At 68.7% G+C, this 25,983-nt stretch carries 24 protein-coding genes and 1 pseudogene; 16 read left to right on the forward strand and 9 right to left on the reverse strand.

Going from position 1 to position 25,983, the window contains the following annotated elements:
- Nucleotides 1-147: 147 nt before the first annotated feature.
- The 3 genes from OG373_RS01120 (at nucleotide 148) to OG373_RS01130 (ending at nucleotide 4,966) form a co-directional block, all read left to right on the forward strand.
- On the forward strand, nucleotides 148-273 hold the full coding sequence (locus tag OG373_RS01120) for a hypothetical protein (RefSeq protein ID WP_405435225.1): 126 nt from the start codon (nucleotides 148-150) through the stop codon (nucleotides 271-273).
- Between the two features lie 1,463 nt (nucleotides 274-1,736).
- The gene (locus OG373_RS01125; protein WP_405443893.1) at nucleotides 1,737-2,990 is read left to right on the forward strand and encodes a protein-glutamine gamma-glutamyltransferase; all 1,254 of its coding nucleotides are present in this window, start codon (nucleotides 1,737-1,739) and stop codon (nucleotides 2,988-2,990) included.
- Between the two features lie 1,331 nt (nucleotides 2,991-4,321).
- The gene (locus OG373_RS01130) at nucleotides 4,322-4,966 is read left to right on the forward strand and encodes a dihydrofolate reductase family protein (RefSeq protein WP_405435226.1); all 645 of its coding nucleotides are present in this window, start codon (nucleotides 4,322-4,324) and stop codon (nucleotides 4,964-4,966) included.
- 455 nt (nucleotides 4,967-5,421) lie between these two features.
- On the opposite strand, the gene OG373_RS01135 is transcribed toward OG373_RS01130, so the two are convergent.
- Nucleotides 5,422-6,030: a hypothetical protein gene (locus OG373_RS01135; RefSeq protein WP_405435227.1), complete on the reverse strand. Its 609-nt coding sequence runs from the start codon at nucleotides 6,028-6,030 to the stop codon at nucleotides 5,422-5,424.
- The gene (locus OG373_RS01140; RefSeq protein WP_405435228.1) at nucleotides 6,027-6,506 is read right to left on the reverse strand and encodes a hypothetical protein; all 480 of its coding nucleotides are present in this window, start codon (nucleotides 6,504-6,506) and stop codon (nucleotides 6,027-6,029) included. Before OG373_RS01140 ends, OG373_RS01135 begins: the two co-directional genes overlap by 4 nt.
- Nucleotides 6,507-6,838: 332 nt before the next feature.
- On the opposite strand from OG373_RS01140, the gene OG373_RS01145 reads away from it, so the two are divergent.
- Nucleotides 6,839-7,345 carry a hypothetical protein gene (locus tag OG373_RS01145; RefSeq protein WP_405435229.1) on the forward strand — a complete coding sequence of 169 codons (507 nt, stop codon included), beginning with the start codon at nucleotides 6,839-6,841 and terminating at the stop codon, nucleotides 7,343-7,345.
- A 355-nt stretch (nucleotides 7,346-7,700) separates the two neighbouring features.
- Here OG373_RS01145 and OG373_RS01150 read toward each other — a convergent pair whose 3' ends face one another.
- Together OG373_RS01150 and OG373_RS01155 are read right to left on the reverse strand one after the other, a co-directional pair.
- Nucleotides 7,701-9,155 carry a ribonuclease catalytic domain-containing protein gene (locus OG373_RS01150; protein ID WP_405435230.1) on the reverse strand — a complete coding sequence of 485 codons (1,455 nt, stop codon included), beginning with the start codon at nucleotides 9,153-9,155 and terminating at the stop codon, nucleotides 7,701-7,703.
- A gap of 547 nt (nucleotides 9,156-9,702) precedes the next feature.
- A complete protein-coding gene (locus OG373_RS01155) occupies nucleotides 9,703-10,092 on the reverse strand; it encodes a hypothetical protein (protein ID WP_405435231.1) in 390 nt (129 codons plus the stop codon).
- Between the two features lie 251 nt (nucleotides 10,093-10,343).
- Here OG373_RS01155 and OG373_RS01160 point away from each other — a divergent pair, with 251 nt between their 5' ends.
- Nucleotides 10,344-10,826: a barstar family protein gene (locus OG373_RS01160; RefSeq protein ID WP_405435232.1), complete on the forward strand. Its 483-nt coding sequence runs from the start codon at nucleotides 10,344-10,346 to the stop codon at nucleotides 10,824-10,826.
- Between the two features lie 184 nt (nucleotides 10,827-11,010).
- Here OG373_RS01160 and OG373_RS01165 read toward each other — a convergent pair whose 3' ends face one another.
- On the reverse strand, nucleotides 11,011-11,328 hold the full coding sequence (locus OG373_RS01165) for a hypothetical protein (RefSeq protein WP_405435233.1): 318 nt from the start codon (nucleotides 11,326-11,328) through the stop codon (nucleotides 11,011-11,013).
- A gap of 126 nt (nucleotides 11,329-11,454) precedes the next feature.
- On the opposite strand from OG373_RS01165, the gene OG373_RS01170 reads away from it, so the two are divergent.
- From OG373_RS01170 to OG373_RS01195, 6 genes are all read left to right on the forward strand, one after another.
- Nucleotides 11,455-12,120, forward strand: a complete 666-nt coding sequence (locus tag OG373_RS01170; RefSeq protein WP_405435234.1) for a hypothetical protein — start codon at nucleotides 11,455-11,457, stop codon at nucleotides 12,118-12,120.
- Between the two features lie 1,291 nt (nucleotides 12,121-13,411).
- Complete coding sequence (locus OG373_RS01175; protein WP_405435235.1) at nucleotides 13,412-13,753, forward strand: hypothetical protein; 342 nt, start codon at nucleotides 13,412-13,414, stop codon at nucleotides 13,751-13,753.
- Between the two features lie 838 nt (nucleotides 13,754-14,591).
- Nucleotides 14,592-15,371: a hypothetical protein gene (locus tag OG373_RS01180; protein WP_405435236.1), complete on the forward strand. Its 780-nt coding sequence runs from the start codon at nucleotides 14,592-14,594 to the stop codon at nucleotides 15,369-15,371.
- Between the two features lie 410 nt (nucleotides 15,372-15,781).
- A complete protein-coding gene (locus tag OG373_RS01185) occupies nucleotides 15,782-16,234 on the forward strand; it encodes a hypothetical protein (protein ID WP_405435237.1) in 453 nt (150 codons plus the stop codon).
- A gap of 1,027 nt (nucleotides 16,235-17,261) precedes the next feature.
- Entirely contained in the window at nucleotides 17,262-17,732 is a 471-nt protein-coding gene (locus OG373_RS01190) for a hypothetical protein (RefSeq protein WP_405435238.1), read from the forward strand.
- A 1,063-nt stretch (nucleotides 17,733-18,795) separates the two neighbouring features.
- Nucleotides 18,796-19,098 carry a hypothetical protein gene (locus tag OG373_RS01195; protein ID WP_405435239.1) on the forward strand — a complete coding sequence of 101 codons (303 nt, stop codon included), beginning with the start codon at nucleotides 18,796-18,798 and terminating at the stop codon, nucleotides 19,096-19,098.
- Between the two features lie 447 nt (nucleotides 19,099-19,545).
- Here OG373_RS01195 and OG373_RS01200 read toward each other — a convergent pair whose 3' ends face one another.
- Nucleotides 19,546-20,154, reverse strand: a complete 609-nt coding sequence (locus OG373_RS01200; protein WP_405435240.1) for an SMI1/KNR4 family protein — start codon at nucleotides 20,152-20,154, stop codon at nucleotides 19,546-19,548.
- 69 nt (nucleotides 20,155-20,223) lie between these two features.
- A complete protein-coding gene (locus OG373_RS01205; protein WP_405435241.1) occupies nucleotides 20,224-20,352 on the reverse strand; it encodes a hypothetical protein in 129 nt (42 codons plus the stop codon).
- Nucleotides 20,353-20,357: 5 nt separating this feature from the next.
- Between OG373_RS01205 and OG373_RS01210 the strand changes: the two genes are divergently transcribed.
- From OG373_RS01210 to OG373_RS01220, 3 genes are all read left to right on the forward strand, one after another.
- Nucleotides 20,358-20,942, forward strand: a complete 585-nt coding sequence (locus OG373_RS01210) for a DinB family protein (RefSeq protein WP_405435242.1) — start codon at nucleotides 20,358-20,360, stop codon at nucleotides 20,940-20,942.
- Between the two features lie 20 nt (nucleotides 20,943-20,962).
- Nucleotides 20,963-21,682 carry a transposase gene (locus OG373_RS01215; RefSeq protein WP_405435243.1) on the forward strand — a complete coding sequence of 240 codons (720 nt, stop codon included), beginning with the start codon at nucleotides 20,963-20,965 and terminating at the stop codon, nucleotides 21,680-21,682.
- Nucleotides 21,683-21,840: 158 nt separating this feature from the next.
- Nucleotides 21,841-22,278 carry a DUF4259 domain-containing protein gene (locus tag OG373_RS01220; protein ID WP_405435244.1) on the forward strand — a complete coding sequence of 146 codons (438 nt, stop codon included), beginning with the start codon at nucleotides 21,841-21,843 and terminating at the stop codon, nucleotides 22,276-22,278.
- A gap of 173 nt (nucleotides 22,279-22,451) precedes the next feature.
- On the opposite strand, the gene OG373_RS01225 is transcribed toward OG373_RS01220, so the two are convergent.
- Both OG373_RS01225 and OG373_RS01230 read right to left on the reverse strand, forming a co-directional pair.
- Nucleotides 22,452-23,111: a TMEM175 family protein gene (locus OG373_RS01225; RefSeq protein WP_405443894.1), complete on the reverse strand. Its 660-nt coding sequence runs from the start codon at nucleotides 23,109-23,111 to the stop codon at nucleotides 22,452-22,454.
- A gap of 351 nt (nucleotides 23,112-23,462) precedes the next feature.
- Nucleotides 23,463-23,651 (reverse strand): annotated as a pseudogene (locus OG373_RS01230) (transposase); the annotation flags it as partial.
- Between the two features lie 75 nt (nucleotides 23,652-23,726).
- On the opposite strand from OG373_RS01230, the gene OG373_RS01235 reads away from it, so the two are divergent.
- Nucleotides 23,727-23,894 (forward strand): hypothetical protein, encoded by a 168-nt coding sequence (locus tag OG373_RS01235; RefSeq protein WP_405444378.1) that lies wholly within the window; start codon nucleotides 23,727-23,729, stop codon nucleotides 23,892-23,894.
- Nucleotides 23,895-24,348: 454 nt separating this feature from the next.
- On the forward strand, nucleotides 24,349-25,845 hold the full coding sequence (locus tag OG373_RS01240; RefSeq protein ID WP_405435245.1) for an IMP dehydrogenase: 1,497 nt from the start codon (nucleotides 24,349-24,351) through the stop codon (nucleotides 25,843-25,845).
- The last annotated feature ends 138 nt before the right edge of the window (nucleotides 25,846-25,983 follow it).

Raw genomic sequence — 25,983 nt, forward strand, 5'->3', positions numbered from 1 at the left:
TGCCCCGAAGATCCGCACACGTCGCCCGACCGCGACGGGTAACGGCCGCGACGGAAGTCGCCCCCACCAACGTGAAGCGGTCGACGCAGTGGTACGCGCTCTGGAACTGTCCGCCGCACCATCCCCGAGCTTGGGATGCGGGCCCACGTGATCACGGCGAGGGGGTCAGGGAAGACCCGGGCCGCGGCCCGCAGTTCGGACGAGCTCCGCGCGAGCCGGGTGCTGGTGCTGGTGCCCTCGCCGAACCTGCTCGCCCGGACCGAGGCCGCGTGACGCACGGGGGCGGCCGCCGGGGCCCGGGCACCACGGGTCCGGCCGGACCCTGCGCACCTGCCGGACCAGCCGGACCAGCCGGTCCGGCGGGACCGGTCGGACAAGGCTCGCCCGGGGCAGCCCGGCGTACTGCCGGCCCCCGCAACGCCCGCACCGACCGTCGGCAAAGCAGCGTCCGAACCAGTAGCCATCCCTGCCGAGCCCGGGTCCTGGTACTTCCTGATCCACCCGCCGATCACGCCAACCGCCGCTGGCCCGTGATCAGAACGCACGCGACTGAGACAGCGTCACCCCACATGTGACAAAGCCCGGGAACAGCGATCCCATGCAAATCTCTCGCCCCAAGTCAGTGACCCCACCCGCTGAAAACATCCTGCTACCGGCAATAACGCCCCAAGGCCCACCGTCTCTCACGCCACCAGCCCAAAAACCAAGAGATCGCAACCAGCCGTTTTGCAGAAGACGAGGGCGAATCACAGCCCTGGGGCGGGCAGTGCAGCGACCAAAGGCCCGCAGCCGAAAGTGGCGAAGATCTTGCGGTCCTTCCGGCGGGCGTTCGTCCGGTTGAGACCCGGAGCGTGTGGACCGGAGCCTCCGCATACGGATCGCCGCCGCCGCACGAAACGCTTCGGCCCGGCCGACAGCGCCGTCGTGCACCACTCCTCAGGGCTCGCGAGGTCACCGTTACCGGTCTCGCCGCGGGCCGTACGCCGCGGGCAGGAGAACCCTGCCGCTACATGTCCCGATGCCGGACTCGCCCGCCTTGATGACCGAATACCGCCCTATTGGACAGCGTGGCCGATTTTGCAGCCGCGGTGTTGTCGGGGAGTTGCCACCGGGCCATGATCACTTCTCGTAACAACCCGACTACCCACCCGGGAGCCGATATGTGACAGCAAACCCCCTTCCGCGGGATGGGGCTGGACGGTCTACGGGCCGCCTTCCGGTACCTGCAACCCCGGGGCCACAGTGCAGGGTTCTGGTTCCTGAGCAACGGACGTTTCTGAAACTCACCTGCAAAGCCACCCAGGGGAACTCCGGTGGCCTTTCGTCTCGGCCACCGCGCAGGCGGTTCTCAGCTCCTCCCTCACTACAACATCTGCGTAGGCAAGGCCGTTCACGCCGAGTGGGTCCCGCCTGGCAGCACGGCTTCACGTATGCCGCCCCGTACGCGCAGCTCCACTACTGCGGCCACCCAGACCATGTGGTCCGGCGCGTGCCGTCATCACAGTGGGCAAGACATGGCCATCGGCCCGTCAACTGCCGTCGGCCTGGGGGGCCATCACTGTCTCGCGCGTCCACTGCCTCTCCTTGTGCCGGTGTTCTTCCGCTCTTCGGCGCAACGACGCAGGAATGCGCGGCCATGACCTGATCAGCAGCTCGCCGCGTTCTTCTCCGCCGCGCCGCTCTCTCGCATGCCCTGCATTCACGAAATGCCACTATGTAAGGAGCTCTTGATCTTCATGTACAAACGCTCTGGGTTTCTCGCCCTCACCACGGTGGGCGTAGTGATGTGCACCGCCGGCCTCACGCCATCGGTCAGCCAGGCAGCCGACAGTGCCGACGGCGAGAAGGGGTCCTACGCCGAAAAGCACGGCCTGACAGTGGCTGACATCGGGCACATCAACGCACTGAACGAGAAGGCTCTGAATCTGGGTCAGCCCGGCAACCCATCGGGAGGGTTACTGCCGAGTGCCACCGAGTCCCTCAGGCCCTCCGCATCGGCCGGCGACAGGGTGACCCCTCCCGCCGAGCCGCTCGACAGCATGCCTGACGCGTACCGGGCCCACGGAGACAGGGCCACTACCGGCATCAGCAACTACATACGCAAGTGGCAGCAGGCCTACAGCCACCGCGACGGCAAACCTCAGCAGATGACCGAGGAGCAGCGAGAGCAGCTGTCCTACGGGTGCGTCGGCGTCACCTGGGTCAATTCAGGCCCCTACCCCACGAACAAGCTGGCCTTCGCGTCCTTTGACGAGGACAAGTACAAGAACGCTCTGGAGACCACCGGTCCACGGCCGGGCGAGACGCGGGCCGAGTTCGAGGGGCGCGTCGCCAAGCAGAGCTTCGACGAGACAAAGGGGTTCAACCGGGCTCGTGATGTGGCATCCGTCATGAACAAGGCCCTGGAGAACGCCCACGACGAGGGGGCCTATCTCAGCAACCTCAAGGCAGAGCTCACGAAGAACAACGACGCCCTGTCCAAGGAAGACAGCCGTTCGAACTTTTACTCAGCCCTGAGGAACACACCGGCCTTCAAGGACAGGACCGGGGGCAACTACGACCCGTCCAAGATGAAGGCGGTCATCTACTCGAAGCACTTCTGGAGCGGACAGGACCCCAGGAACCCCTCCGACAAGAGGAAGTACGGCGACCCGGACGCCTTCCGCCCCAACCAGAACACAGGCCTGGTCGACATGTCGAAGGACAGGAACACCTCGCGCAGCCCCGCCAAGCCCGGCGAGAGCTACGTCAACTTCGACTACGGCTGGTTCGGGGACCAGAAAGAAGCAAACCCCGACAACACCATATGGACCCACGCCAACCACTACCACTCGCCCGGCGGCGCCATGGGGCCCATGCAGGTATACGAGAGCAAGTTCCGCAGCTGGTCGAGCGGCTACTCGGACTTCGACCGCGGAACCTACGTCGTCACCTTCATACCCAAGACCTGGAACACCGCCCCCGCCAAGGTGAAGCAGGGCTGGCCGTAACACCCCGACCCCAGTTCGGGGCCCGATGACCACCCGCCCGGACCGGGTGCTGCCCATCGCCCCAGGGCTCCGCGATGAGCACTGAACACTCGGACAGGCAGTCCTCCGCGTCGTCGGCAAGGACCAGGTGGAGCCCGTCGAGGAGCCGGACCGGCGTATCCCGCCTCCCCTTTTGCCACTGACGACACGGGAGGCGGCGACCGGTGCCTCCGTGGGGATGAAGGTCTCGTCACGAGCCGGAAGCCCGGCGGCTACCACGGCCCGGGCGGACACCGGACTACCGGCCGTATGGCCGTCTCCCCCGCCGGGAACCAGAGGGAGACGGCCATACGGCGGTTCGGTTGACGATGTATCCGAAGCCGTCCGTACAGCCCTGTCGATGCGGTCCGCGTCCTCCCCCGGGCGGATATCCGGACGTCATCAGCAAGGAATCCCCCGGTCGGGCGGGGTACGGGATCAGCGGGTGCGAGCCGGCACGCCGGTCCGGTCCGGTCCGGTCCGGCGGACTCTCTCCGGGGCGCGGGCGGGCCGGTACATCGCACACGGGTCCGGCTGTTGGCAGGCCACGGCCCGCGGTGCGCGGTGCGCGTCACCCGGCCGGTACGCGTCTTCGGTCCCGTCCCCGGCGAGCGGGTGCCGGTCAGGCCGGCGGTGCCGGGCGGCGGCTGTTTCCACCGCCTCCACGAGGGCGACCAGGAACGTCAGCACGACCGCGGCGGGGCCCCCGCGTGCGGCCCGCGGCGCACGCTCCAACGCCCGCGCCGACGACCGCCAGCCCGGCCCGGACACCACACCTGGCATCATCGGTCCCGTTTCTGACGCCATTTGATCGCGGCGCAAAGCCCGGGCGGCGACTCTGTCGACACGCCTGCGGCCCTGAAGTACCAATGCCAGCCTTCCCCACCAATCTTCGGACGCTCGCCGACGAGGCCCTCGCGGGCATTGTCAGCGACGAGTCCGGGCTCGCCGCGAACTGGGTCGGCCCAGGCGACGGGAGGCGATGGCGTGCGGCGCTCAATCGCCTGCGCGTAGCACTTGCCCCGCCGCCACCCACGATCCCGCTCATGACTTCGATCCATGACACAGCGTCACCAGTCAAAGAACTTGAGCCAGAACCCGAGAAAGCCCCTTGAAGCCTCCTCGATGACCGAGCAGAGAGTGAAGGGCTCCGCAGAGGCGGACGCCCCCTCGGCAGGATCCTGCCCAAACCACGCAAAACCTCGTAGGTCGGCACTCTGTGTAGCCCGGTTTCCGACCGGTCACGAACGCAGCGATGAGTTTTCCCGGCCCGGCAAGTCTCACCATCGTTGTCGACAACACAGGAGGAGCACGTGGCTCAGCTGCTGAGAGTCCAGAACTTCAACGTCTCGAGTGACGGGATCGGTGCCGGTGCGGACCAGACCCTCGAGAGGCCATTCGGTCATGTCGATCCCGAGAGGCTGTTCTCCTGGGCCGGCGCCACCGCGAGCTGGCCCATGCGCACCGACCCCGGCGGGAGCCGGGGCCTCGACGACTACCTCACGCGGGACTTCGCGCACAACATCGGCGCCGAGATCATGGGCCGCAACAAATTCGGGCCCCAGCGCGGGCCCTGGAAAGACCATGACTGGCGCGGCTGGTGGGGCGACGAGCCCCCGTTCCACACCCCCGTGTTCGTCATGACCCACCACAAGCGTCCTTCGTTCACGCTCTCCGACACCACGTTCCACTTCGTCGACGGCGACCCGGCCGCGGTCCTCGAACTGGCACGGGAAGCGGCGCAGGGCAAGGACATCCGGCTCGGCGGCGGGGCCACCACCATCCGGGAGTTCCTCGACGCCGACCTCATCGACACCTTGCACGTGGCGGTCTCACCGGTGAAGCTCGGGTCCGGAGTACGTCTCTGGGAATCACCCGATGAACTGCTCGACCGGTTCCACCTCGACGTCGTGCCCAGCCCGAGCGGCGTGACGCACCACCTGTTCTGGCGAAAATAACCAGTCCTCAGGGCTGGCCCCGGCCGGCTGTTCTGGCTGCCGGGGCCAGCCCTGAGACCGGCCGTCGAGTCACGCCTCGGGCGGTCAACCGACCTTTGGCGGTTTCCTCGGCTAGGCCGTCTCTTTCGGATCTTGTCGGCCGAGCCCGCGGCGTCCGGCGGCATGGGGTTTCCCCAGGCCCGCAGGGCCGAGGGGAAGCATCGCAAGGCGGAGGGTCGTCCTTGTACTGGACGTACCGGGGCGGGCCCGACAACGCGGCGAGGTGCGGTGCCGGGCGTCGCGGGCCCGGCAAGATCCGAAAGAGACGGCCTAGGGGGCGGACCGTGCCCGACCCATCCCTCCTGCCATGCGCTGCAACCGACGGCTCCAGCTTCCTGCCCCGACTCCAGCACCCCGGATGCCGGGTGACTGCCCTGCTGCGGCGACGGGCACGAGCGCTGAGCGCTGCCGCCGGATCACTCGCCCGTACTCCCATCCGAGGCGTCCAACTCCTCGATGGGGGTACGCACACCGTCGCGGAAGCGCCCGAGCCCGGCATCGAAGTCAACCGCAGAGCCGACGAACAACGCCGACTCATCGGGTGCCACGTAGATCTTGCCGCCGCCGCGCACGGCGTGGACAAGGCAGACACCGAGTCCATCCGGCAGTTCAATGACGTTCACCACCGGATCGGTAGTGAACATCGCGAAAAGGCTGCGCCCCACCGTGACGAGCCGGGCGCTGCCGCCGGTGACCCCGGCCGAACGGGCCGCCGGTGCAGGCAGGAGCCGACGCAACTGGGCATGTGCCGGTTCGATCGATTCGACGACGTAGCCCGTGCGGCCAGCCGCCTCGAGGAAAGCGTCGAGATCCGACGACCCGCGCAGAAGCGCACCGAGATCCCCCTCGGATTCCGCCAGTTGGAAAGTGGCAGTCGCGAACGAGTGCGTCACTGGGGGCACTCCCGGAAGGGGCGGCGGATGGGAGGTGCTCACCAGTGGTCCCGGTTCACCACGGATCTCCAGCGCGACGCGCCCGCCACGCAGCAGCCGGTAGCTGCGCGCTGCTTCGGGCGCTCCGCTCACGGCGTACCCTCCGCTCCACAGGCCGACTCGGGAGGTGCGAGCGTCGTCGGGTCGTCCGCCTTGAGGCGCGATCTCGCAGAGTTCGTCGAGGTGAGCACGGGTGCCGCTACGGCGCTGGAGGTTGTCCGGGGCGGCACGGCGGCGCCGGCGGCGGCGAAAGGGTCGAGGAGTGCGCGGTACTGAGCCTCGGTCAGTTTCCCGCGCTTGTGCACGGCCCGTGCGGCGATGACGCAGGCGGACTTGCTGTCAGAGTGAAGGCTCTTGCGGACCTGTTCCAGCTCGGCAGCACGAGGGAGCAGCGCCGATCTGACGGCGTGGCCGATCGCGGATTGCTCCGAAGCGGACACCCGTGCCGCCCGGCTGCCCTCACGGCCGCCCTGGGGCCAGCGGTCCAGGAAAGCCTCGTACAGCAGCGTGAGCGCGTCGGCCGGCAGGGCCGTGGCGGACGATATGAAGCGGGCCGTCGTGGGATCCACGGGGCGTACCTCCTGGTTGGCGTGAACGAGGAGAGAGTACGGCCCGGGTACGACAGCGCACCGGCGGGTGGGGCGAGGGGCAAGGGATTCGGGTGGCGGAGCGGTACCGCGTGGAGTGGACTTACGAGGGCAGATCATTGACGACGTACAACACCTTCGACCCGGCCGGCGCCGAGCGCTACAGGGCCGGCGTGGCGGAAGATTCGATCGCCCAGGACGTCCGGATCAGGGACAGGCCGCCCGCGGGCAGATCTTCGACGGACTCCTCAGCCGTCTCGATGGAGAAGCCTCCTGGAACTGATCAACGCGCAGCGGTCCGTCATGCTTTGCCCATGACGAACTGGGATCAGATGTGGACTGACTACCTGGCCGGTCTCGATGACAACCGGCGCCTTGCTGCATTGGCCCTCCAGGAACGATATGCCGAGCTTGGCGCCGACGAGCCGCACGGATGGGCACTCTCACAGTTGGCGGAGGGCATCCCCCAGATGGCCCGGTTCCTCATCCTGCGCAGACTCTGGTCCGAAGCCATCAACCAGTGGGAAGAACCCGGCGCGATCGATGCGATTCCCGCTACCCACCGACTGCTCACCTCCGGGGCTGACCGATCCGACATTGCCAAAGTTGCCCGCGCCGTCGCATTCGAATCGATCGCGTCCGTACTCAATGTCCTTGACGAAGGCTGCGCGTCGGATGTCAGCGACGACTCCCTGCCGGGCTGGCGCCTGCAGGAGACCACTGGAGACGGCACTCCGACCGGTCGATCCCTCGGAGGCCTCCACGAGAGCCTCCTGGAGACCGACCCGTCCGGCAACGAGGCCGCAGACCTGTGGGCGTGAACACGACGACCGCCAACCCAGCAACCACAGGTACCCTCTCTCGCCACAGCTGAGTTCTTGGCCCCTCGGGGAGGATCGGAACGGCCCGTAGCGACATCTGGCCGATCTTGATTCCGGTTCAATGAGCGCCTCGGTTGCGCGGCGGCTGCAGGGGCGAGGCGGTGCGCCCCTGTGGGACTTTGTGGGGCTCAAGGATCTTGGTTGGCACTCCCCGGCGTCCGGCAGGACGGTGACGGCGGGGAGGGCCGCTGGGTCTCCACCTGCGCCGTCAGGCGCCCCGAGCCCGCCGCCATCAGGCCCGCAGGCATCCTGCCGTGGCCGAACCGGGCCCGCCCTAAGCGATCCGCAACGACCATTAGGGCACGGTGAAGAGGACCTTGTCGTCGTCCGATGAGGGGTCCGCCCGCTTGAGCCTGGCCCTGACGCTCGCTCCGAGCAGAAGCTTCTGCCCGTTGGTCGAGTCGATCTTGGCCAGCACCGCGGGGTCGGCCAGGTACACCTTGCCCTTGAGGGGATCATCCCGCTCCGCGTCGGTGTCGATGACCGCAGCGTCGAACACCTCGCCCACACGGTGCATCAGCACCGCGGCCTCGGCCAGATCCACGGTCTGCCGGTCCGCGGCACCCCCCTTCCCCCGTGCCATGTCGCACGGCAGGCAGTGCAGGGCGTCGAGCACCCACTTCGGCGGGGGTTTGTCCGCGCACGCTGCCACGCACAGCTCACCGGTGTACCGGTCGACCAGGCGGCGCAGCGGAGCCGTGCAGTGGGCGTACGGGGCCGCGATCGCCGCGTGCATCGTGTGCTGCGGCGTCTGATGGTCGCGGAAGACGGTGTACTCGGCCTTGAGCATCGTGGTGGTGGCCTCGGTGAGGAAGGCCATGTGCTTCTGCTTCTTCGGATCGAGCTTGCGGACCAGCGCGGCGTACGAGACACCGGGGTCCCAGTCGATGCCCAGGCACTTGGCGATCTCGTGCAGGCGCCTGACCACGTGCTGGTCGGCCTGCTCCTTCTGGGTCCGCAGGATCCCCGTACCGCTGTCGATCATGATCTGGGCCGCGGCCATTCCGGTCATGAGGGAGATCTGCTCGTTCCAGCCCTCCACCGGCAGCGTCGCCACGTAGCTCAGCCGGAACGATCCGTCTTCGAAGGTGACCTCTTGATCCGGCAGGTTCACCGAGATGCCCCCGCGCGTGATCTCGACGGCCTCCCGCAGCTCGCCGATCTCGCGCAGCAGTGCGACGGACTCCTCGGCCGTGCCGTCCTCGATGGCCTGCTGGACGCCCTGGTAGCTGAGTTTGGCCCGGCTGCGGACCATGGCCCGGCTCACGGACGATGCGGTCACGTTGCCCTCGGCGTCGAGGTCGTGCTGCCACAGGAGGGCCGGGCGGTCCTTGTCCGGCAGCAGACTGGCCGCGTCCTCGGAGAGCACGGGCGGGTGCAGGGACACCTTGAGGTCGGGGAAGTAGAGGGTCTCGATCCGGTCACGCGCCTCGGCATCCAGGGGGCTGCCGGGCTTGACGAACGCCGCCACGTCGGCGATGGCGTAGTACACGCGGAAGCCTCCGCCGGGCCGCCGCTCCAGGTGCATGGCCTGGTCGAGGTCCTTGGAGGTCGGCGGGTCGATCGTGAAGAACGGCAGGTGGGTGGCGTCCTTGTGGTGCGGATGTAGTTGGGCCGCTGCCTTGTCGGCCGCTTTGAGTACGCGCTTGGGGAAGGCCAGAGGGATCTTCAGCTCCGCTCGGAGCTCCACCAGCGCGGAGCGCAGGGTGTCCAGAGCCTCGTCGGACATGTGCATGGGGCTGCGTCTCATGCACCGAGCGTAGGGCGACGGTCACGGAACGGCGCGGCGAGCGGGTCCGGACGGCGGAGCAGCCCGTACGGACCGGGGGGCAGCGGGCGCGCGCGAAGGGGGCATCGCCCAGGTTCCGTCCGGCGGATCACTACGGAAGCACAGCGCGCCCGGACGCCGGAGCACACGTGCTCCAAGGGGTGGCGTCCGCAGTTCACGCGCGGGCGGGCGCACTCCTGCGCTGCGTGCAGTAGGCGCCGCCCTTGATGTGGTCCTCCGTCGCCGGGCCGGCGCCGTCCCATGGTCCGGGCACCAGCGGGCTTGGGGGTGACGTTGCCGCAGTCGTGCCGTTCGCAAAAGCAGTCTGCGCCCGCGCGCACCCTGGCTCCGGTCGAGGCCCCGTTCACGCAGGGACCGCCGGCGCCGAGCCACTGGCATTGGGTGCAGGCCAGCCGGGCCGCACCGGCCTCCCGCCCCCACGGAGTTGCCAGGACGGGCGCCGCGGTGCGAAGCCCCCGGCCTGGCCGACCAGTCGGTAGATGCCCAGGGCAGACCCATGATCCGCCAGTCAGAATGAGCTGACGCCAGATCCAAAACCGCTGGGCGGCAGCGGGATGGCGTGGGCTGTGAACGCCTCGGTGAGGGAGGCGTACTGGTCGGTGGTCAGCCGGTCGCGCTTCCAGATCGCTTGTGCGGTCTGGGTCGTACGGGCGATGGCGGACCGCAACCCGCCCGGGCGCCCGGCGCTGAGCTCCTCGCCGCGCGGGGCGAAGGCGTCACGGACCTGCTTGTTCAGTGCACTGAACTCTGCGGCGGAAAGCTTGGGCACGGCCGAATGGTCGTACGCGCCGGATGCCGCCGCTGCAGCGGCGGCCTGCCGGATCGCGTCCAGCGTCCTTTCGGACAGCCGGGATGCCGTGGCGACGAAGGCTGCCACCTCAGGCGGAACCATAGACATACGCCCACGGTAGCCGTTGAACGGTGAACGGTACCTAAAACCTTCGCACGGCGTGGACGCACCGGCGCAGCGCACGCCGTGCGGCTGCGCACAGACCGTCGTGGTGGAGTACGAGCCGCCGGGTGACGGGCGGCTGACGGTCTGAGCGACAGCTGCCCTGCCGGATGTACGGTAGCGACGGGTCCGCCTTTTACACTCCGACTCACTATCAGACGTGCGTTGCGGGCAGAGAGTCCTTGATGGATAGATTGATGCGGGAAGAGATCTCGGCGATCCATATCGCCCCATGGATGCATGTCATCATGCCAGGCGGTGGCGTGCCTCTCGATGAACTTCTGCCCTCGTCAGGAAGCGTGTATGTCGCGCGTCTCAACGGCCAGAAAATGCCTGACGAGGTGTCGACGTTCCAACACTTCTCGGAAGTACTCAAGTTCCCTGAGCACTTTGGATGGAACTGGAACGCATTCTATGATTGCGTGCGCGACCTTAACTGGCTTTCGGCGGACAACCGAATCCTGATAATCGAATCCGCCGAGAGAATCCTTTCCCAGGACGGCGACAGCCGCAAGAAATTCTTCGGATGTCTATGGCGCGCTGGCCAGCGATGGTCCTACACCAAGCGACCTGAAGGCGTGACGCTCACAAAACTCTCCGTTGTCCTCTCATGCGACAAGGACCGCGTATCCACCCTCGCGAAACAGCTTGAAGAATGGCAGGAACAGCACAATTGGTGAGCTGACCCGGTCCGCCTACAGCCAGTCATGCAGCATCAGCGAAAACCGGCGGGGCGGACGCTCTCGTGCGTTCCGTTACCTGTCGCACGGTCAGGAGCAGGAGCAGGGCCTGGGCGCGGGTGGTCCCGAGTGCGGTGGCCACCGCTTCGGTCGGCATGCCGTCGTCGCGCAGCGCACTGGCGGTCTATCGGCCCACCCGGGCGGCGATCCGATCCAGCACACCCGCGGAACACAGCGCCGCCGACGCCACGTCCATAGCCGTGGCGGTCAGCTGCCAGGCGAACTCGGCCAGGAGGGCGGCCAACGCCTTGGGCAGCGGTACCACGTTGTAGCGGACCAGGGACCGGTGGGCGTTCCGGTCCGCGAGGGGTCCGGCGAGGTCTACGTCCGCCTCGTACAGGGGTCGGTGGCCGACCGTGTCCCAGTCCAGGGGGTACTCCGCGGCGCCACGCCATCCGCAGGCACACACCGCCCGGAACGCCTCGGCCGCCTGCGCCAGCATCAACTCAACCGGCGGTCTCAGCGTCAGGCGTCTCCCTCCTCGGTCGGGCCGGGCAGCCGCGCTCTTTACGTGCCCCGTGCCGTCGCGGTTACCTGGAGCGCACAAGTACGAGCCACGGGGGCGGGTATGGCGGGCTGGCATGGGGGATGGGCACGCGGTCTCTGCCGGACCGCAGTGGCGCTGGCCGCGCCACCGCTGACCGCGGCCCTGGCGTTCGGGGTGGCCTGGGAGTCGGCGTACGGGTCGCTGGGCAACTGGGGGTTCTTCCTCGGCGGGCTGCTGCTCCCACTGGTCCTGCTCGGCTGGCACTCCGCCCTCGCCGCGCGGCGAGGGGCCTCGCTCATCGCGCTGTCCGCCCTCCCCGCCGGCCTCGGTGCCATCCTGGCACTCGCGTCCGTGGGGCACAGCGCGCTGGAGGACCGGGGCGTCGAGATCAGCTGCGTCGTACTGAAGGTCACCGAGCACACCGAGACGGAGTCCTCCATGGACGCCGAGGGCCACTGGACCTCCACAACCCGGACCTCGTACGACCACCGCCTGGACTGCCCCGCAGGCGGCCCGGAACACCTGGACACCCCCTCGCGGCTTGCGAAGGAGGGCGAGTTTCTGGCGGTGGTGCACGACCCGCAGGGCAAGGTCTCCCCGCGGGCTGCCGGGGACGTACACGGCCGGGGCCTGCGCACCGCAGCCGAAGTGACGGTCGGCGCGGCGGTGCTCCTGGGACTGGCCGGCGGAATCCGGGAGGCGTACGAGAAGCGGCGCCGGAGGCCGCGGCGACCGACAGGACGGTGAAACGCCCGCCCAAGGGCGGCACCCTCCAGCGTTCCGCCACACCCACCCACAGGCGCGACAAACACCCCACCCATCAAACGACAACAGCCTCCACCGGCAAAACGACACCCCCATACCGCCACACCCCAGCCCAGCACCAGTGAAAACGGATGACGCACGCCCGGTGCACACCCCACGACGCCCATCAACGGGGCGGGGGCGGGGGGCCTTGGCGGCGGCCGCGGTGACGGCGGCGACGGCCTTGTCCACGCCGACCCCGGCTCGGTGGGCGTCGGTGAGAATCCGGGCGACGTCGATCCCGGCGGCATCGAGGCGGCCCATCGCGGCCGCGATGTCCGGCCAGGCCGGGGACGCCAGGATCGCGTCGCGGACCAGGCCCACTGGCATCGTCGTCTTCGGGCGGCCGGCCCACCGGTCGGTGCCCTCCGCCTTGATGCGCGCCGTGTTCACGGTGACGGCCTGATGGACCCCGGCGGTCATCCGGCCCATCTGCGTCAGGAACACGGCCAGGTCGCCACCCGTCTGCTGCAACCCGACGAGCTGGCAGGCCAGCTGGGGCCACTCCGCGCCCTGCATCAGCACGGCCGGGACGTCGTCGCCGAGGTGGCCTCGCAGCTGGTCGGCCGACCAGACAGGCGCCATCTCCTCCGCGTCCTCGCCAAGCTGATCCTCCTTGCCCGTCAGGCGTTTCCGGGTGGCGCGGCGGACCGCGTCGGAGATGGTCATCACCAGGCGGTAGGCCATCGCCGCGGTCTGCGCCGCCTCCCCCAACGCCTCGGCGAACGGCTCGGGCAGCGGCGGGTATCCGGACGTCATCAGCAAGGCCCCCGGTCGCAGAGGTCAGCTGGTGCGGGCCGGTCCGGCAGCCCGGGGCGCGGGCGGGCCGGTACACCGGCAACGGGCACGGTGGGTCGCAGGCCACGGCCCGCGGTGCGCGTCACCCGGCTGGTACACGGCTTCGCACCGGGCACGGCCATCTGGTCCGGGTGGACCTCGGGGACTCGGTCTCCCCGCCGAGAGCAACCAGGAGGCCGGCCCGGACGAGGTGGCCGACCGTCGGGGGCAGTCACCCGGGTGCGCCCCAGTGGAAGCGGGACGACCGCCGGAGCGGTCCGGGCCGTGCCTTCCGGGGCACTGCCACGTCGGCGGATACGCGTCAAGCCCCGAGTTCCAGGGGGGTGACCCGTCACGGCTCTCCGGGGCCCAATGGAGACACGGGCCCGGCACGGGCCCACCCGGAAAGGGCCGCTCCCCGGCCCCCGGGCCGTCTCCGACCACAAGGAGCACCATCATGATCCGTACCACCCTGACCCAGCGTCTCGCCCTCCTCGGCGCCTGCGGAGCTCTCGCCGCGGGTGGCGCGCTACTGCCGTCCAGCGCCTTGGCCGCACCGGCACCCCAGGTCGCAGCCGTACAGATGGCGCCCGACCACCAGGCGCACCCGGTCGGCAACAAGACGACGATCAAGATCGAGACGAAGACCGTCAAACGCACCCTGTCCGACGGCCGGGTCAAGGTCACCACGATCAAGACCGTCACCAAGACGACCAAGAACCACCACGGCAAGGTGGTCAAGAAGACCGTCACCAAGACCGTGACCGTGCGGATCCTCCCGGCGCCGGACGACGACTGACGCAGCCGACCACGTAACCCCCGGTTGGACCGCCGCCCGCCCCGGACACACGAAGCGCGAGCCGCGTCCGGGCGGGAGCGGCCCACGCCGGGGCAGGGGCATCCATAAGGCGTTGCGGAGCCATCGTCGCCGGACCTGAGCCGGCAACGATGGCCACCGCCGCACTCAGCCGGCAGACGCTGCCGCCGGCCCCGTCCCGAACGGCGGCACCCACACCGACCAGCTCGAAGTCGAGGTCACCGACATCGATTACATCGACGTCTCCTTCTGAAGAGACCACGACACACCCGCTCGGCGAACCAGGTGGGGCGGCCCCCACAGGGCCGCCCCACACTCGTCTCCTCAGCCCCGGAACAGGTAGATGCACCGGATGCCGCCTCCGGGGTGCCGCTCCATCGCGGATGCGGCGGTGCTCCCGTGCTCCGTGTACCAGAGCTGCGGGGGACGCCGCCGCAGTCGTACCGCTCGCACACGCATTGCTGCCCCGGGGCGGCGTACTGTCAGCCGTGCCGGACGCCCCCTACCGAACCGTCTGACGTGACGTGCAGGCGGGCCGGCCATCACGTGTGGAGCCTGACCCGGGACGGCCTTCGGCGGTAGTCCCGCCGCGGGTCAGGCTCCACCCACGGAGGGTGTCGGCGCAGTCTGGGAACAGGTCCGGGCGCAGCTTGCGCTGTGGGTGCCGCGGCTGCTCGACTCCTGCGTCAGGCGGACGGCATCCGGGCCTGCCGGCGCCGGTGGCCGGATCGGCGGCCTTTCGTCGTCGGCGCGTGGCCGGATACGACTGGGTACCCGTGCCCCGCCCCACTCCCGCCGATCGCCATGGAGGCGCACCCCGATGACCCCCGTCGGCATGACCAGCTTCGACAACGTCTACGCCCTCCCCGACCCCCGCGGGTACTTCACCGCCCTGGGGCCGTACGAGTACCAGACCCCGGGCCACGCCCAGCCGGTCTTCCGCGCGCTTGCCGCCGAACTCGAACCGGGGCGGCGTACGGTCCTCGACGTGTGCTGCTCCTACGGGATCAACGCCGCCCTCCTCAACCACGACGTCACCCTCGACGAACTCTTCGCCCACTACACCTCGGCCCGTGCGGCCGAACTCACCACCGCCGAACTCGCCGACCGCGACCGTGACTTCTACGCGGTCCGCCGCCGCCCCGACGCCGTGCGGGCCATCGGCATCGACGTCTCGCGCCCCGCCCTGGACTACGCCGTGGCCGTCGGGCTGCTCGACGAAGGGCACTGCGTGGACCTGGAGCGCACCGAGCCGGAGGAGCAGCTGCGCGGCTCGCTCGCCGGGACGGGCCTGATCACCGTCACCGGCGGCACCAGCTTCCTCACCGATCGCACCTTCGCCCGGCTGTTCACCGCCATCGGCCACCCTGTGCCGGTGGCCGCCTTCGTCCTGCGCACCCACGACTACGGGGCGATCTCCGGCTGCCTGGAGTCGTACGGCCTCACCGTCGAGCGGGCCGACACCACCCAGCCGCAGCGACGCTTCACCGACCCACGGGAGCAGGAACGCGCGGTGGCCACCGTCACCGCGTTCGGAGAAGACCCGGCAGGGAAGGAGTCGGCGGGGTACTTCCATACCCGGCTGCACCTGGCCCGCTGAACACCCCCGGGAACCGGGGGCGGACCCGCCTCCCCGAGCCTCCCCCGCCGTGACACGGCGTGTGGCCGGTCTGGCCGGAGGCAGCCGGCGCGGGCCGCCGCCGGTTCGCGGCGGCCCGCGCCGGGGGTTCGTCACAGGCGGCTGTGGCCTACCGCGCCCCGGTCACCGGCGCTTGGGAACGCATCGAGTTCCTCGGGGTTGAGTCGCGCCCGGGTGCGTGCCCCCGGGCGCTACCGCGTGTATCTGTTCCAAGGCACAGGTGCGGGCTGGAACGTGGGGTGACCCCCCAGGGCCAAGTGTCGCAATGCGTGATTGAAGACGTACGCAACGTGACATGGATTGCGGTGCTTCATACCTCCACACGACGACACGGAGAATCCCAGATGCGTCGCGTCTTGCAGACCGCAGCCATGACGATTGCGGCCACCGCCCTTGCCATCTCGACCGCCACCGCCCAGAGCCCGCACTTCGTGGGCGCCGTCACCTGCGACAAGTCCCTGAGCGGGCTCTCGTGCAGCGGCAAGGTGGCGGGCCTCGGCTCCTCCCCCACGGCAGTCTTCGTCACGGCCTCCTCGGTCGAGGCCGAGTACGTGTGTGTCAACCGGGGCAACAACATCGCCCCCGGACAGGGCACCGAGCACCAGAACGTCACCGGCCCGGTCCAGAACATCAGCCCGCGCAACGGTCAGATCACCTTCCGGAACGTCCTGCTCCCCGCGCCGGAGACCCCCAGCGCGGGCGAGGTGTGCCCCAACGGCAACTGGACCGTCCGCCTGCTCCACCTGACCTTCAACGACGTGGCGGTCCACGTCGTCCAGGGTGATACCCACCTGATCAAGGACCTCGGCGACATCGACCCGTGATCCCGGCGTCCGCTTGAGCGGCAGGAGGGCCTTCCCGTGCTCCGGGAGGGTCCTCCTGCCATTTCCCGCTCCTTTTCGGCCGCCGAGCTTCCGGTCCGATAGCAGGCCCGAGCCAGAACGCTGACGCGGCGTAAGGTCCACACCAAGAATTCTTTGGCCGGCACGAACGGGGGAGCCGGCCGAGCCGACCGTCACCGACGCCGGCGCGCACTGCCCAGCAGGGTCCTCGGGGAGGACCGGGCCGGTGAGTAGCGGAAATTGCACGATCTCGGTCTCGGTCTCGGTTCGATGAACCGTTCCGTGTCCGCTGCCGCGCTCGAACACGGGTGGCCGGCTCTCAGTCGTGGACCCGTACGACCGGACCACGGGGTGGTGCGTAGTTCCCGCGGGAGAGGCCGGCGGCAGCGGGTCAGGCCGGACCGGCAGTTCCGTGCCGTCCACGCCCCCCGGCCCGAACACCGACCGATGCACGTGGGCGCCGAGCCTCCCGGGCACGTGTGGGTGCAACCGGCGTCCACGATCGGGGCGTCGATCGCCTCGGCGATCACCACGTCAGCGCGGGCGGTGCAGCCGCCCTTGTCGTCACCCTTCCAGCGCCGGTACAGCTCCCGCTTGCACCCGTCGCGGATCTCTCCGCGATCGGCAGAGACGTGATCGCCTCCGTGAGCGTGTACTCGGCGGCATGTGCGGCATGTGCGGCAGTCGGAGCGAGGAGGGCCGGCTTTACCGCCCGGAGCCGGCAACGTTTTTGGTCACCGCTGGGAACGGTCCGTCAGCAACAAGAATCGTGCTGCCGACTTCTGGAAGCGCGCCGGTACTTGCTTCCGGCCATCTCCCGTGCCGGTCGGCCCGGAGCAAGCGATCATGGCTTCGGACTCCGATCTCCGACCCGAGCCGCAGACTGACGGCCAGGGCAGGTCCGGAGCGCCGCAGGGGTAATCCGGCCGCCAAAGCCGCCCCCGCGTACCTCGTCGTCGTCCGCCGACCTCACCACCGAAACCGACCCCCCGAGAGGACCCAACACCTGATGTCCATATGGCCTTCGATCGTTGCCGTAGTCGGCACCCTCGCCGGTGCTCTGACCGCCGGGCTCCTCCAGCACCGTTCGGCACGCACCGCACGCGCCGAGGAGCGCGCCGACAGCCACCGCCAGGACCAGCTCGGCGCCGTCACCGACTTCGCGGCCGCCCTGGACGCGCATCGCTCGGCGATGTTCCATCGGGAGCGTCTGGCCCTGGCCGAGGCAGGCACGGAGCATCAGCTGGAGGCCCAGACGAGGTCCCACGACACCCGGGCCGCTATCACCGCACCCCACATCCGCCTTCAAATCCTGGTCCCCGGGCTGGCCGTCCCCGCCCAGCAGGCCGCAGATGCCACGTACGCGCTGCGCAAAGCCATCGACCGGAGCGAACTGGACACCCGGCGGCATGCGGCCAAGGAGGCATCCGCCGCCTTCATCACCGCGGCCGCCTCGCAGCTGAGCCCCGACAACCGCTGACCGAGGGCGACCACTGCCAGCGTCCTGGCCGTCCGCTCCCTTACGCCCCACAACGCTCGTGCGCTCCCGTGGCGGGTGTTCCTATGTCTCGGCCGACGTTCCGGACGGCGGTGGTCGTGAAGCGTTCCTGGAAGCCGCAAACGACCGTTCTCGAAGATGACTTACGCAGCCAGGACGGCGAAGGCCAGGGGCGACGCGACGGCGCCGTGACACAGAGTCGTGATCATGGTTTGGTGATACCGGGCGCAGCACTGCGGCTCGACCGCGGGGCAGGGCATCTCATCCTGCGAGGGGACGAGTTCACCGGAGAACCGATCATGCGCTGCCCCACCTCGACCTGGCGACCGTTCTCTCCGGCCTTGCTTGGGACACCGCGGCGTAGCGGTTATCGGTGAGATTCTTCTTTGATGCCCAGCGCAGTGATCGGATTCACCGCAAGGTTTACTGAAAGATCGTCGATCACGCGCAGGGCCTGGCGGCGGTCCGCGTCATGCCGGTGGAGTTGTTGACCGGTGATCAGGCTGAGGCGTGCGGGACAGGCGCAGGAGCACGGGCGCCGACTTGCCGACCCGCCGACACGGCGGGGCGGTGGCCGCACCCGCAAACCTGACACACCCCGGATTCCGGCCTGATCGGATCCGGGCCGGCAGCCCTCGGCAGGAGCTCCGTCCCGGTTTCGGCCCGGCCCACGACAACGTCTTCCGCACCGGCACGTCGTGATGCAGCAGACCCACTCCCCCGCGGCCTTCCTGCTGGTCAGGTATGCCCCCGGTCGGCGCACGCGATCAGACGAAGGCGGTGTCCACGTCCGGCCAACTCCCGCAGAAACGATCCCGTTCGAGGCATCGTTCCAGGTCGGGCTTCAAGGAGCAAGCAGAGATGATCTTTCCAACGACCCCCTCTCGTAGCCACCGAAAGCACACGCCTCGTCACTTTCGGTGGTGACGCTGTCCGGATAGCGATCGCTCGATAGATGGAAGACGGCATGGGCGCAAGCCATCCGGGACAGCTCGCCAAGGGCCGCCGACTGGTGGTGCGAGGAAACTGATCACGGGAGTGCGTCATGACCATGATTCAGACCGGCAAGCTCGAACTCCGCTCGGACAACGCGGTCGAGACCGCGGGAGGCAACACCTCCACCTTCACCCAGGTCACCTTCCCGACCCCGTTCCCGACGGGGTCCGACGTCATCGTCGTGACCCAGACACAGACCTTCAACGGACCGGAGACCCCGGGCATCCGGATCCACGCCGTGACCGAGAGGGGATTCCTGATCCGCTTCAACGAGGTCAACGCGAACGCCAACACCAGGAGCGACGGCAGGCACACGACGGAAACCGTCGGCTGGCTGGCCAGCACCGTCTGACGGGTTCCGGGTGAGAGCCGCCGCTGCCGGCGGCCCTGACCGGCTGTCCCGGCGGCGTCCGACCGCCGGGACAGCGCATCGCACTCCAACAGGCAACGGGATCACCCTGCGGCTTGGGGCTTCGTCGGAGCCGCGGAGGATGTCGTGGATGACGTTGGCAGCCGAGTTCGCGTCGGCGCCCAGGTGACGGTAAACGCTGATGAGGTCGAAGGAGTCCCCGGCGCCCACCAGGACGAAGCGAGCGGGGTCCGCAGGTGGCCTCCGTTGGCCGAGAACGGCCAGGGCATCACCCCTTCCAGCAGGCGGCGGAGCATTCGGGGCTGAATCAACTTCAGCGACCCGGCGACCCGGCGCAACGCACCTCGATGAACAGCCTTGCCCGCTGGGCGAAGCAGACCATCGGGGCCACATGATCATCACAGCGCATGCCCGGCAAGAGCTCGGTGGTCAGTCCCACCAGTCGGTGCGTCCCTTGTCATCGACCTTGGGCGGTGCGACTGCTCCGAACCAGGACTCGTTGTTGTGATGGGCCATGGATTCGGCTGTTTCGTGAAGCCAGGAACCCAGACTGGGCCACCCCAGAAAGTAGGCCTGTTCGGCGTGGCCAGCGTCACCGAGGTGGTTGTGCCATGGTCCTGGCCCCGCTTCGATGAACTGCTCGTCCCCATCACTTCCCGCAAAGGGCACCCACTGGGCCCCCCACCACGGGGTCTCTGCCTGGTCGGGATCGTCGGGCTCCCAGATGTCCATCCGCATCTCGCGGATCTCAATGATCTCCGCGACGGAGTAGAGCCGTCGGCACGGCAAAACACCGAGAAGGGAGGTGTCACCGTCATGACACAGGAGCGACTCCCTCAGGTCTGCAGGCAGCTGGAAGCCCAACCGCTCCTCGGCTTCCTTGATGGACTGCTTCGACGCGGGAGGCCGGAGTTCTGACAGTGCCCCCGGCGCATGCTCCGCCAGCCATGCGTCGATGCGCTGCCAAGACAGTGCGACAGGTGGAAATACCGGATCTATGCCCCGCCGGGGCGGCTCGATCATCACGCCCGTCAGCATGCACCAACCTGGAATCAGCGAGCCGGGCCGGGGATCCTCCTCTCTGGAAACAATCACTTGGAGGTTGTCTCACGTGGCAAGTTTCGCGAGCTTCATGCAGCAGGTCAGGGCGGCGGCCATGGCCAGGCCTCGGCTCTGCCAGTCGTTGCGGACCACGTACGGGATCTTGAGACCACGAGCAGCCCATGGCAGGCTCATGCCGCATGATCGATGAATTCGCGAAGGACAACCTGCACGGGAGACTGCGGCGGGACCGCGAGGCGCTGCTCTGGAAACTCGACGGCTTGTCCGAATACGACGCCCGCCGACCTTTGACAGCGACCGGGACCAACCTCCTCGGCCTGGTCAAACACGTGGCCACCGTCGAGGCCAGGTACTTCGGCGAGGTCTTCGACCGCCCTTCCCCTGAACCACTGCCCCGGTGGCAGGACTCCGACGGAAGCGATCAGTGGGCGGCCGAGGACGAGACCCGCGATCAGATCATCGCGTTCTATCGGCGCACGTGGGAACACTCGGACGCGACGATCAACGAGCTTCCCCTCGACGCCCCCGGCCACGTGCCGTGGTGGCCGGAGCCTTATCCGAAGACGAACCTGTTCGCCGTCATGGTCCATGTCCTCGGCGAGTCCATCCGGCATGCCGGGCACGCCGATATCCTGCGCGAGGGCCTCGACGGCCGGACCGGGTTGCGCGCCGAACACGAGAGGCAGATCGACGAGGAAGCCCGTGCAGCCTACTGCGCGAAGATCGAGCACGCCGCCAGGTCGGCCGCACCGATCAAGGCATAGAGGTTGTCTCACGTGACTTGATGTTCGTGCGGCATGATGCCGGTCCCGTGGGTGCTGATCCATCGAAGCGTCTGGTTCCTGACGAACTCCGGCAGCCGACCGCCCCGTTGCTGCCGTCGTTCGCTGCTCGTCCGCAAGGTGGTGCGACCGCTCCGTGTGACGAGCGGGCCGTGTTCACGGCAGTGCTGTACGCGCTGACCAGCGGTTGTGCTTGGCGGCATCTGCCGCCGACGTTCGGCACGTCGCCCGCCACCGCGCATCGCCGCTTCACGGTATGGACCGAGGCCGGCCTGTGGCGTCGGCTGCACCGGGCGGTGCTGGGCGAACTCGGGGCCCGGGGCGAGGTGAACTGGATCTCGCCGATCGTCGACGCGGCCTCCGTTCGCACCAACGGGGGGATCGCTGACCGGGCCGAACCCGGTCGATCGCGGCAAGACGAGCAGCAACAAGGCGTACTTCTCTGCCGAACACCTGGTCTGGCTGCGCGAGCGCGGGCTCGTCGCGCGCATCGCGCGGCCCGGCATCGAGTCCGGCGACCGCCTCGGGCGGTACCGCTGGAAGATCGAACAGTCGATCGTCTGGCTCTTCGGCTACCGCCGCCTCACCGTCCGATACGAACGAAAGGGTTCGCACTTCCTCGCCTTCCGCGGCCTGGCCGCCGCCCTGACCTGCTGCCAGAAGCTCGCGAAACTTGCCACGTGAGACACCCTCTTGGCTTCATCTCTAACCTCTGGCACTGATGGCTCTGTCAGTGCGGGGCCCTGCCCTCCATGGACTTCACGGATGGCATAGGAGTCGCAAGATGCAGATCGCAAGTATCGATTCGTCTTGTTTCCTGACCTCACTGTCGGTGGCCAGTGCGAAGATCCCCTGACGGCCACGCGAGGAGGAGAGAGATATGGGCACCTGGGACATCGGCGCCTTCGACAACGACACCGCCGCCGACTTCGCGGGCGACCTGGACGAGGCAGCATTGGAAGAACGCGAATCCGTGATCCGTGGCGCACTCAAACGCGCCGCCGACCCTGCGGACCACCTGGATACCTCCGACGGCGAACGAGCGGTGGCTGCGGCCGCGCTGGTTGTCGCCCAGCACCCTGACGGCGAGCCGGCGTGTTCGGTGTACGGCCCATCAGAGCCGCTACCACCGCTGCCCGCAGACCTCCGAACGCTCGCCGTCGACGCTCTGGACCAAGTGGTCTCCGAACTGTCTGAACTCGCCGAGCTCTGGGCCGAAGCTGCCAACGGCCCGAAGTGGCGCCAGGACATCACCCGCCTTCGCGACGCCCTTGACCCTCCGATCCCGCCACAAGAGGAAGCCCCCTTCGCCATTTGACCGGGCACTCGCAGTCACGGTCCACTTGAGCCAGAACCACAACCCGCGCATAAGGCCAGTTGGTTGTCGACAGTCCAGTCGCCCATGGCCAGGAGTGACGATCCTCCGGAAGCCTCCGGCCCACCGTGGGTCACTGCTCGACCTTGAGGCGCCTCGCACCGTGCCTGGACGCCTCAGCCGCCCGGGGCGCGGAGCAGTTGGGTGGCCGCGCGCAGGCGCTTGCCCCGCTGACCCAGCACGACCTTCACCGGGACCAGCACCGCCCACCACAGCTGCGCGCCCGTCGGGGAGAGGAAGGCGAGCGGCACGGCGACAGCGAAGACCAGCACCATCGACGCCAGATCGAGCACGTCGTTGCGCGCCACAGGATCGGGCATCGCAGTGCTGCTCAGCCACGGGCGCTTCCACACCACGACCGTCAGCGCCAGCTGTGCGGCCCCGATGGCCGCGGCGGCGCCGGAGTAGACGGCCACCGACTGCGGCCGGTCCCCGTACTCGGCCAGCAGGGTGGTGGGGAAGGGCATCAGGGCGATGAGCCCCAGGTTCAGCAGCCCGAGCTTGATGACTGTCCCGTCCACCTCCCGCACGTACCGGAAGACCTGGTGGTGGCCCCGCCAGAACGCTGCGATGACCACGAAGCTGAGGGCGTACGCCCACAGGTTCGGCATCACCTCCCCCAGCGCCTCTTCGAAACCGGCTGGGTCCAGCTCGGCGGGCAGTGTGATGTCCAGCGCCAGCAACGTCATCGCGATGGCGAAGACACCGTCCGAGAGCGCGAGGACCCGGACCGCGCTCCCCTCGTCGTCCCGCACTCGTTGGTGGCCGTTCACCAGGCCACCATAAGGTTGAACATCCCGGAAAGTGCTGATTTCCGCGTGCTTTACGTGAACCAGGTCAAAGGGTCTGAGGAACATCCATGTCACGCTGGCGGGATGCAGGCCCGCTTCGGTGACGGTGTCGTCGTGGTGGGCTGCGGACATGCGGCACCTGGCCTTCATGGACGTCACCGGCCTGTACGGCCTGACCGCCTTCGCCCGCCGCCTCGACGAACGCCGCATCGCGTTCGCCTACAAATGGCAGCCCCAGCCCCAGCCCCAGCGGCTCCTGGATCTTGTCGACCGCCTCTACCCACCCGCTGGCTGCAACGGGAACCGCAGCGGACCGATCCAGCCGCTGCGCCGGTCCAGGTGGATGCCGCGGGCGTTGTCGGAGACGCCGGCCGCGGTGACCCAGACCGCGAGGAGGAGGGCCGAGGGTGTCGACGCCGATGTGGCGCTTGCGTCCTGCGATCTTCTTGCCCGCTCGATGCCCTCCCCTGCGGCCGCCCGGACCGCTGGCGGAGCGGGCCGTTGAGCTGGTCGAATGCGCCGTCCTTGGGTGACGGGTGGTCCGAGGTCTCGCGGCCGCTGGGAGGACTCGGGCGGCGCCCCGGGACCTGGACGCTGCGCTTGGACGTCCGAGCCGCCGGCGCGACCACCCTGCTCTTCGACCCGTCCAAGGAGCGGCTCTGCAACCTGACGCCGGACCACCTGCAACGCGGCGACAAGCACACCCACCTGATGTTCGGCCGACACCCGGTCCTGCAGCCCCCACAACTGGCCGAGCTGTTGGAGTAACTGGCGGAAGAGTCCCAGCCCGGCTGACGAGCCCTGTTCGCCCGGGCCACCCCGGCTCCCCGACTGCTGTTCCCGGGCTTGGTGCGGGTAAGCCGATCGCGACCCACGCCATGACGCAGAAGCTCAACCGACACGGGATCTCGGTACGCGCGGCCCGCAACTCGGCCCTCGCCGCGCACGCACCTCGTGGCACGCGCCGAGGACCGGAAGGAGTCAATCGCAACCGTCAACCACCGTTGAAGGGAACAAGATTCGCGCAGCTGCGGGGCAGTCGGTAGGGTGCCAGGTCACGACCGCCTCCGGTTCGAACCACGGGCAGGTCAGGGCTCTGCCGCAGCTCGTGGCACCTCCGCAGCCGCCATGCCGGCAAGCCCCTGCCTGCCCGGGTCTTGGGACACGGGGCGGCCTTCACGGCCGGGCAGCCGGGTTCCGGCCGACGGGTCAGGAGGAACGAGTGGCACAGGTCATCGCCGAGGTCTCAAGGACGTTCAACGAGTTTCTGCTCCTGCCCAACCGGACCCGGACCGATTGCTCGCCCGCGACGGTCAACCTGCGTACGCCCCTGGTGCGGCACGTCGTCGGAGAGCCGTCGGCGATCGAACTCGGCTCCCCGTTCACCTCCGCGATCATGCAGGCCGTCAGCACACCGGAACTCGCCATCGCACTCGCACGCAACGGCGGTCTGAGCTTCCTGCACCACAACCAGTCGATCCAGGACCAGGCCGCAGCCGTCCGCCAGGTGAAGAACTTCAAGGCCGGATTCGTCACCAGCGACACAAACGTCCGCCCCGACGACAGCCTGAGCCACCTGGTCGCCGTCATGCAACGCACCGGTCACAGCACCGCCGCGGTCACCCACGACGGCAGCGCCTCCGGCCGCCTGCTCGGCCTGGTGACCTCCCGCGACTTCCACCCCCATCGCCACGACCTCGACGGACCGGTGAGCGGTCGGATGACCGCCATCGCCGACCTTCCTCACGCCGTAGCCGACACCACGCTCTCCGAAGCCAACGCCCGGCTGTGGGACCAGCGGCTCGACTGCCTCCCCGTGCTCGACGCCGAAGGCCACCTGCAGTACCTGGTCTTCCGGTCCGACTACACGGACAACAAGCGCTTCCCGAACCAGGCCGTGGACACCGCGAAGCGCCTGCGGGTGGGCGCGGGCATCAACACCCACGACTACCAGGAGCGCGTTCCCGCCCTGCTGGAGGCGGGCGCCGACGCCCTGTGCTTCGACTCCTCCGACGGCTACAGCGACTGGCAGGCGCAAGCCCTGACCTGGGTGAAGAAGCACTACCCGGAGATCCCCACCGGCGGTGGCAACGTGGTCGACGGCGAGGCGTTCACCTTCCTCGCCGAGGCCGGTGCGGACTTCGTCAAGGTCGGCGTGGGCGGCGGCTCCATCTGCATCACCCGCGATCAGAAGGGCATCGGCCGCGGCCAGGCCAGCGCGGTCATGGACGTCGCCGCCGCCAGGGACGCCTTCCGCGATCGCACCGGCGACCACGTTCCGATCTGCTCTGACGGCGGGCTGGTGCACGACTACCACGTGGCCCTGGCACTGGCCATGGGAGCCGACTTCGTCATGATGGGGCGTTACTTCGCCCGCTTCGACCAGGCGGCCGGCGCGAAACTCCCCACCCGGGACGGCTTTGTGAAGGAGTACTGGGGCGAGGGCTCGAACCGTGCCCGCAACTGGCAGCGCTATGGACAAGGAGGTCAGGGCCTGATCTTCGAAGAAGGCGTCGACGGCTACGTCCCCTACGCCGGCGACCTCAACGAAGGGCTCGCCGTGACCATCGCCAAGCTCAAGACCACGATGGTGTCCTGCGGCTCCACCACTCTTCCGGAGTTCCGGTCCACTGCCCGGCTGACCCTGGTCTCCGACCAGAGCTTCCAGGAGAGCCACGCCAACGTCACCCTGCGCGACACCCCGATGACCGTCGCCTGAGAGGCTGCCGCGAGCCACGGATCACTGGCCGGAGGGGGAATCTTGAACAGCCGGAACAACCCCCTCCCGCCAGTAGTGCTCGAGGAAACCGCCGGCAGACAGCTCATCGTGGTGAAGAGGTGGACGAAGGATCGCGGC

This window comes from Streptomyces avidinii (genome assembly GCF_045161815.1).
Classification (GTDB): domain Bacteria; phylum Actinomycetota; class Actinomycetes; order Streptomycetales; family Streptomycetaceae; genus Streptomyces; species Streptomyces avidinii.

Bases quoted from the DNA above. Each gene is read 5' to 3' on its own strand.
- OG373_RS01125 (WP_405443893.1), top strand. From the start codon at position 1,737: ATGTACAAACGCTCTGGGTTTCTCGCCCTCACCACGGTGGGCGTAGTG.
- OG373_RS01145 (WP_405435229.1), top strand. From the start codon at position 6,839: ATGACGAACTGGGATCAGATGTGGACTGACTACCTGGCCGGTCTCGAT.
- OG373_RS01150 (WP_405435230.1), bottom strand. From the start codon at position 9,155: ATGAGACGCAGCCCCATGCACATGTCCGACGAGGCTCTGGACACCCTG.
- OG373_RS01155 (WP_405435231.1), bottom strand. From the start codon at position 10,092: ATGTCTATGGTTCCGCCTGAGGTGGCAGCCTTCGTCGCCACGGCATCC.
- OG373_RS01160 (WP_405435232.1), top strand. From the start codon at position 10,344: ATGCGGGAAGAGATCTCGGCGATCCATATCGCCCCATGGATGCATGTC.
- OG373_RS01165 (WP_405435233.1), bottom strand. From the start codon at position 11,328: ATGCTGGCGCAGGCGGCCGAGGCGTTCCGGGCGGTGTGTGCCTGCGGA.
- OG373_RS01170 (WP_405435234.1), top strand. From the start codon at position 11,455: ATGGCGGGCTGGCATGGGGGATGGGCACGCGGTCTCTGCCGGACCGCA.
- OG373_RS01175 (WP_405435235.1), top strand. From the start codon at position 13,412: ATGATCCGTACCACCCTGACCCAGCGTCTCGCCCTCCTCGGCGCCTGC.
- OG373_RS01180 (WP_405435236.1), top strand. From the start codon at position 14,592: ATGACCCCCGTCGGCATGACCAGCTTCGACAACGTCTACGCCCTCCCC.
- OG373_RS01185 (WP_405435237.1), top strand. From the start codon at position 15,782: ATGACGATTGCGGCCACCGCCCTTGCCATCTCGACCGCCACCGCCCAG.
- OG373_RS01190 (WP_405435238.1), top strand. From the start codon at position 17,262: ATGTCCATATGGCCTTCGATCGTTGCCGTAGTCGGCACCCTCGCCGGT.
- OG373_RS01195 (WP_405435239.1), top strand. From the start codon at position 18,796: ATGACCATGATTCAGACCGGCAAGCTCGAACTCCGCTCGGACAACGCG.
- OG373_RS01200 (WP_405435240.1), bottom strand. From the start codon at position 20,154: ATGCTGACGGGCGTGATGATCGAGCCGCCCCGGCGGGGCATAGATCCG.
- OG373_RS01205 (WP_405435241.1), bottom strand. From the start codon at position 20,352: ATGAGCCTGCCATGGGCTGCTCGTGGTCTCAAGATCCCGTACGTGGTC.
- OG373_RS01210 (WP_405435242.1), top strand. From the start codon at position 20,358: ATGATCGATGAATTCGCGAAGGACAACCTGCACGGGAGACTGCGGCGG.
- OG373_RS01215 (WP_405435243.1), top strand. From the start codon at position 20,963: ATGTTCGTGCGGCATGATGCCGGTCCCGTGGGTGCTGATCCATCGAAG.
- OG373_RS01220 (WP_405435244.1), top strand. From the start codon at position 21,841: ATGGGCACCTGGGACATCGGCGCCTTCGACAACGACACCGCCGCCGAC.